The organism is Mesorhizobium sp. M1A.F.Ca.IN.020.03.2.1, from assembly GCF_004023205.1.
Lineage (GTDB): Bacteria > Pseudomonadota > Alphaproteobacteria > Rhizobiales > Rhizobiaceae > Mesorhizobium.
Genome location: NZ_RZSV01000061.1, coordinates 20,822 through 27,286, shown reverse-complemented (window position 1 = coordinate 27,286; position 6,465 = coordinate 20,822). Strand labels below are relative to the sequence as shown.

The 6,465-nt window shown below is 60.9% G+C and carries 5 protein-coding genes; 4 read left to right on the top strand and 1 reads right to left on the bottom strand.

All coding sequences use genetic code 11. The features are described 5' to 3' along the window. Window positions 1–150: 150 nt before the first annotated feature. Complete coding sequence (locus EOA79_RS12640) at window positions 151–1,455, top strand: hypothetical protein (RefSeq protein ID WP_245322446.1); 1,305 nt, start codon at window positions 151–153, stop codon at window positions 1,453–1,455. 153 nt (window positions 1,456–1,608) lie between these two features. Here EOA79_RS12640 and EOA79_RS12635 read toward each other — a convergent pair whose 3' ends face one another. Next, window positions 1,609–2,073, bottom strand: a complete 465-nt coding sequence (locus EOA79_RS12635; RefSeq protein WP_095825624.1) for a hypothetical protein — start codon at window positions 2,071–2,073, stop codon at window positions 1,609–1,611. A gap of 685 nt (window positions 2,074–2,758) precedes the next feature. Between EOA79_RS12635 and EOA79_RS12630 the strand changes: the two genes are divergently transcribed. The 3 genes from EOA79_RS12630 to EOA79_RS12620 all read left to right on the top strand — a co-directional run bounded on the left by EOA79_RS12630 (window position 2,759) and on the right by EOA79_RS12620 (window position 6,406). Further along, the gene (locus EOA79_RS12630) at window positions 2,759–3,169 is read left to right on the top strand and encodes a hypothetical protein (protein ID WP_128293040.1); all 411 of its coding nucleotides are present in this window, start codon (window positions 2,759–2,761) and stop codon (window positions 3,167–3,169) included. After that, a complete protein-coding gene (locus EOA79_RS12625; RefSeq protein ID WP_245322447.1) occupies window positions 3,166–3,900 on the top strand; it encodes an isoprenylcysteine carboxylmethyltransferase family protein in 735 nt (244 codons plus the stop codon). The genes EOA79_RS12630 and EOA79_RS12625 overlap by 4 nt, the downstream gene beginning before the upstream one ends. A gap of 727 nt (window positions 3,901–4,627) precedes the next feature. Continuing rightward, the gene (locus EOA79_RS12620; RefSeq protein WP_127334831.1) at window positions 4,628–6,406 is read left to right on the top strand and encodes a hypothetical protein; all 1,779 of its coding nucleotides are present in this window, start codon (window positions 4,628–4,630) and stop codon (window positions 6,404–6,406) included. Window positions 6,407–6,465: the final 59 nt, after the last annotated feature.

Sequence of the window (6,465 nt, the reverse complement as noted above, 5' to 3'; positions counted from 1 at the left end):
AGACAGCCCGGTACGCTCCCCCGAGGACCGCCAATTTGCTGCGCCGGCGGTCCTCGGGGGAGCGTACCGGGCGCGGAACAGCGAAGCAGTGTTGTAGAGATGCGACACGTTTGCGTTTGTATGAGACAAGTCGCGTTTGTAAGGGACAAAATGACGAAATCGCAGTTGCCACAGTGGAACCATCGGATATCATCGACGCGTGGTGCATCTCATGGGGGCTCGCCGGTCATTCGCCTTTTTATCTTAGCACTTAGTGGCATAGGGCTGCTGTACTCTTCGGCTTCGGCACTGGCGGAGGAGCACGAGCGGGCTCTGGCCGAAGAAACGATACCGGCTCTGGCCGAAGAATGCGCTGCGCCCTGCGCGGGGTACGAGGCTACCGCGGAGCTGCAGAACGACTGGATATTTGGCGCACATCCGTCTTTCCTGAGATCCGATGTGTTCTTTCCGAAGTTGGAGCTCGATCTTTTCTACGCGCCGACGGATTATCTTCGGTTCGTGAGCGCCATCATTACCGAGCCCGTGGTCGACCCGGAACCCGGGGAGGATGCGGCCTTTCAAGGGATCGGCACCTATGTCGGTGAGCTCTACGCCCTCGCTAAGGTCGATCCCCTGACCGTGAGGGCCGGAAAGTTCGACACGGTGTTCAGCCTGGCCAGCGAAGCCCTGCCGGGGATACACGCCCCGGATCTGGCGTCTGTTTTTGACGCTGACGAACGTCTGGGTGGCGAAGCTGTTGTTGGCTTCGAGGGCTTTGGGCTGAACCATGCCCTGGCCGCGACGGTATTCACGACCGACCGGACGTTCCTCAGCGAGTCGCTCTTTACCAACCGTGGACGGCTCACGCTGGCGGATGGCGGTGCCGGCAACACCACCGGTTTATCCTCATTCTCGGTTACCCTTGATGGCTGCAAAGGCGCAGAAAAGGGCGATTGTTACAAGGACGGTGAATTTGGCTATCGCCTTGGCATCCGATACCAGAAGCCCGGGCTCTCCGCCGACACAGGGGAGGAGGAGGAAGAAGAAGAGGAACCGCTGCCGGGGACCGGCAATGAATTGGCCTACCTTGCTGCCGCCACTGGAAGCTTCGACCTCAACGGGAACACACTGAGGCTTCTCGGCGAATCGGCCTACCTTAAGCATTTCGATGGCGGTCCGGACGACGCTCTGCTTCTCACCGGATCTGTCGCGCTGGAAGTGCAACCTATGACCTACATAGCCACCTACACGCATCAGCGGAACCTTGTCGCCGACGGTCCGGACACCCGCGAGCAATTGGCGGATTTCGAAGTAATTTATGCGTCTGGGGAAGAAGAAGACGCGCCGTCCGGCGCGGCGAAATGGAACCTCGGCGCCGCCTACACATTCGCGGAGAATGCTGAGGACGAGAGAACGCACACCTTCAGTGTGCGCGCGACGCTCCAATTCGGCGGACACGTGAAGTTAGGCAGGTAGGTTCGACCGTCCGAATGTCCGGCGCTTGTTGACGGCTGCCTTCTGCTGAACTCGAGTGAGGTCCGCAAGCCCGTCTGCCTGCGCCGGACTTGTTTCTTCTCTCAGGCTGATTGAAGCTATGTCAGCGACCCTTCAGTGCAAGAGTTTCGCCCATCAGCCCTTCACTTCCTTTCCATCCGGATCGAAGACGGGCTGAACGTTCTTGCCCTTGTAGCTTATCTGGAACTCGTAACTCACCTTGCCGTCGCGCATCAGCTTCTCCGCAAGCTTGATCTTTCCACCTGCGAATTTCGTATCAACGGCCGCACGCACCGATTGAGGCACCGCTTCCATCGGAATTGATTCCTCGACGACGATGACCTTACCGTCTTGATGGTAGAGCACATCGCGCGTCATTGCGCCCTCGACGCTTGCTATCTCGAAAACCAGTTCTCCGTTCTCGACCTCGCGGGCGCATGCCTTGACCTTAGCGACGGGAAAATCCTTGTGGAACCTGTCCCGCACCACCAACGGCACCTTCTTGCAGGCGATCGGCTGTTCCGCGGCCGACGCGCCGGTCGCCCCGGCAAGCACGAGGACGAACGCGCCGGGCGCTAGGTAGTAACCAGCAGGTTTCATGGGAGACCTCCTTCATATGATCTCATCGGAGCACCAACACTGGAGTCGACCAGACAAGCACGCAGTGCCGCTTGCCGCCTCTGCCGGGGGCCGAGTTCGCGTACTCCTTGCTTATGGCTCTGCTGGCGGTGTGCGGTTTGTACGTATTTGCGCGAGCTTCGCCTGCAGCACTGCGACCCATCAAGTTGACAAGTGTTGCGCAACCGACCCGCCGCGCCAGCGGAGCGTAGGCTGGCTAAGGGAGCCAGTGCGACCGTTGCCCGACGTTGGAAACCCAAGATAGGACAAAGCGCGCCGGCGGACCGATAGCCCAAAACGGCTTTGCCGGCCTAACCGAAAGCCGTAGCGGCTCATGCGAAGTTCCGGACGTCCCGAGCGGGAGGTGGCGCCGTTCCGGGACCGTCGTCGCTCCCGTCGCGATCATGCCTTTTTGCAGCCGCAGCTCCAGCGCCTGCTCGGCGACGACTTCCTTCAAGCGCTATGATGAGCCGAAATCTCGCTCTCTCAGTTAAGCCCACTCTGGCGTTGATGTCGGACATCACGGACGAGGCCCCTTCGCAAAAAGGGGTAATCCCGTCGCAAGCGAGTCAGCTCAACTGCCGAATCGTAAAGCCTAACGACCGCAGCGATAAATAGGCGCGTCAACCTGAAAGCGTGCTGGCAGGCACCAGGGAGCCTGCACTGAATGTCTCGCGGAAGTGTCGCCGTAGCGCCCGGCTCATCTGCTCACGTCTTCGCGCCCGAAGACCCTAACAAGTCCTATTGGTCACGAAAGGCGTTTTGCCTGCAGCGCCGTTTGGGCCGAGGAAGCCAAGAACCCGGCCGGCGCGCAGGGGGAACGATCGACACAGAAGCGACCTCCACCCGCATCCTGACGACCATTCTGCAGCCTGTCACGGGACATTTTGTCAATGGAGACGCGGGCTGGCTGCGCGTCGAACTTCTTGATCCGACCAAAACACCTCAAAACCGCCATCTCAACAACGAAATCCCGAACGTCCTGATCCGCGCCGAGATGCCGATCCTCGCCTTCGAGGCCGAGGGCGGGCGGCTCCAGGACGTCTTCCTTCAGCTTACCGAGGAGACGATCCAATGATCGATACCCCTCCTGTTCAACCGCACAGCCAGCAAAGCCTGGCAAGCGCAAGCGAGCCGCATATCGGGGGGTGCCGTCAAAATGCGGAGCCCAGAAACGCGGCCTCTTCATTCCCGGGGGCCTCGATGAGAGTTCAACCAGTCAATCAAAGGATGCGGATAAACGCCGCTCGGGCAGCGGGGCTGGTTGCTGCAACTGTTATCCTGTTTTCGCACCCCGGATTGGGTGGGGGCGTACATGAACTGATCCAGATGGCGGGTCTCGGCCTGGTCCTCACCTGCTTCGTTGGCAGGATGTGGAGCATTCTCTATATCGGTTCAAAGAAGAATCTGGAGTTGATTACCTCCGGCCCCTACTCGTTGACCAGAAACCCGCTCTATCTCTTTTCTACGCTTGGAGCAGCTGGGATCGGATTGATCCATGGATCGATCGCCGTCGCTCTGGCGCTGGGATTTTTCAGCTATTGGATCTTGGTCATCACGGCAGCCAAGGAGGCCGAACACCTGAAGACGATCTTCGGCTCGCAATACGATTCCTATGCGCGCTATACGCCGCTGTTCTGGCCGAAACTGTCCCAATATACGGACTCTGCCGAAGTTGTCTTCTCCCCGAAAGCGCTCAAGCGCAACTTCCAGGATGGACTGTACTTCCCCGCAGCCTTTCCCGCCATTGAAGCAATCGAACAACTGCGAGCAGGCAGTTACCTGCCGATCCTCATGACGATCTACTGAGATCCGCCAAGTGCCAGATCCTCTCTCGGCAGCAGGACCAAATGGCCTGCCGATTTCGGGATCGTCACCAGTTCGTCGAGCTTGATGAGGTAGCCGCGGGAGTCTTGGCGCTCGTGCCGGCACCGCGATGGCCATTTTGCATGGCCGAACTGTCGCCCAGGATGGTTGACCACCGAGGTCTGTGACCTAGCTTTACGATGGAGCGTCCAGACTCCGAAATGGTGGCATGGCGCGCACCGTGGGAGAACTTCCCGGGACGTTGAGGATGGAGAGGCGCGAGCTGGCTTTCGACCGGCGCCCAGCCATGCATCGACAAAATTCCCCCAGTACTGGGGCCGAAGCGGTGACAGCTTCGAAGGCAGGCAGCAAAGTTAGCCAGGGCGAGGAGCCACACACCGCTTCACGAGCTTAAAGTTACATCGGAAACCGCGCAGGTACGGCGATGTCAGATCTTGCCGGGTTTTACGCAGACGACACAGGTCTCGCTCTCCTGGGCGGGATGACAATATTTGTATTGGTAGGCTTCTTCCTTGTGGTCCGGCGTATCCTCATCGCAGCGAGACGGCGTCACCAGTATGGCTACCTGAGCGAAAGCACGCCTATTCCCCTCGATGAGGCTTCTTGGGCCTGGGATCGCCCACGCAATCTTGCAGCCAAGCCGGCTTCTTCCCGGGCCGCCGTGCCCCCGGCCCCGGATGTTCAGGGTCTAAACTCCGGTAAGTCCGGGGTGCGAAAGGATTATCTCAACACGACGCCCGAAGCGGGCGAGAACTCGCGCGAGGACCTGCCCGATGCTTTCGCTCCGGCGACAAGCTTCGCCATGGCCTTACCTCCCCGTGTTCGCAGGCCGACGAGCCCCTTGTTACGCTTGAGCGTCGCCGCAATTTGTCTGGCCGTGCCGCTTGGCTATGCGTTGACGAAACAAAAGCCGGTCGAAAGCGCCCCCGCTGTTTCGCGGGCCGATAGCTACTCCCTTCCCGATCTTTCACGCCCTTTGGAGATTCCTGCCAGCACGGCATCAACCGACGCACCCACGAACGGCGAATTGCCCAAACCGGATCTCAACGCTGCCGAAGCACAGGTCGAGGCAGCTCGTGCTCAGGCAGCAGCTGCAACGGAATTGGCTGGCCAAGAGCACCGAGCGATGGAGGAGGAGCGCGCCAGGAGTGCCGCTCTGGAGAGTGCGCTCGCTGAGACGCGCAAGCAGATCGAGGTGCTGAAGACAAGCATGGCAGCCGCGGACGACGCCAGCGAGGAGCGTTTGCGCAACGAACTTGTGGCAGCCCGCACGCTCGAGGCATTGCGGTGGATTGCGCAAGATATCCGCGCGCGGATCAGCGAAACCATTGACCATGTCTTTATACAGATGCCCGCTGCTCGCCTCGAACGGGAGCGAACCGAACAGATGGCGCGCGACCTAGCGCAAGCGCGAGCGCAAATTGAACAGCTGGAAGCCAAAGCCGCCGGGGATCGCGCCAAAGCCGAGGCTTCGCTGGCGCAAGCGAGCGGAATGCTTGACGAGGAGCGCCGGAAGTCGGAGGACCTTCGTGCCGACATCGCTGAAATGGAGCAGTCCAAGGCCGCGATCGCGGACACGGCTGAGCGGGAACGGACCGGTGCCGCCGCGACGCGAGCAAGGGTTGAGCAGACTGCTGCCGAGACGGCGCAGGCATTGGCACGGGAACAGGCTTCAGCAGTCGCGGCCCGTGCGGACCTCGACAAAGCCCGGCTCGAGCGCGACGCGGCCGAACAGGAGCGAGCCAACGCCGTCTTAGCCAAAGAGCGTGCCGAGCGGACTGCCGCCGAGACGGCGCAGACTCTGGAACGCGAACGCGCTTCAGCAATATCGGCCCAAGAGGACGTCAACAGAGCCCGCCTCGAGCGCGACGCGGCTGAGCAGGAGCGAGCTAAGGCTGTCACGGCGAAAGTGCATGCCGAGCAGGCTGCAACTGAAACAGCGCAGGCGCTGGAGCGCGAACGCGCTTCGGCAGTCGCGGCCCGTGAGGACCTCGACAAGGCCCGGCTGGAACGCGACGCGGCGTTGCAGGAGCGAGGCAGGGCTGTCGCAGCGAAGCAACATGCGGAGCAGACTGTTAGCGAGACGGCGCAGGCGCTGGAGAGCGAACGCGCTTCAGCAGTGTCGGTCGGAGAGAACCTCAACAAAGCCCGCCTCGAGCGTGACACAGCCCGCCAACTTTTGGGACAGGCCGCCATGAGGCTGAAGGAGGCTCTGGACAAGCAACGTGAAGCGACGGTTTCTTTCGCCCGCGAGCTGGCCGCCGCACGTGCCGATAATGATAAGCTTCGGGCTCAGCGCCGCGACGCTCAGATAGAGCCGCCGCTGAAGCCGCGCACTGGCCGCGCATCGGCCGGCGCAGGCCAGACGAAAGCTGTCAGCCAAAAGAAGACTACGTCCAGCAAGGTTCGCAAACCGTCGCGCGAAATCCGTGTGCGTGCCATTACGCTTCCGTTTTCCCTCCGGCCAAGCCACTCGACGTTGGACTGAGCTGGAACGACTGCCCTGGAAAATCTGCCGCTGGGCGGCATGAACTCGACGTCTACGGC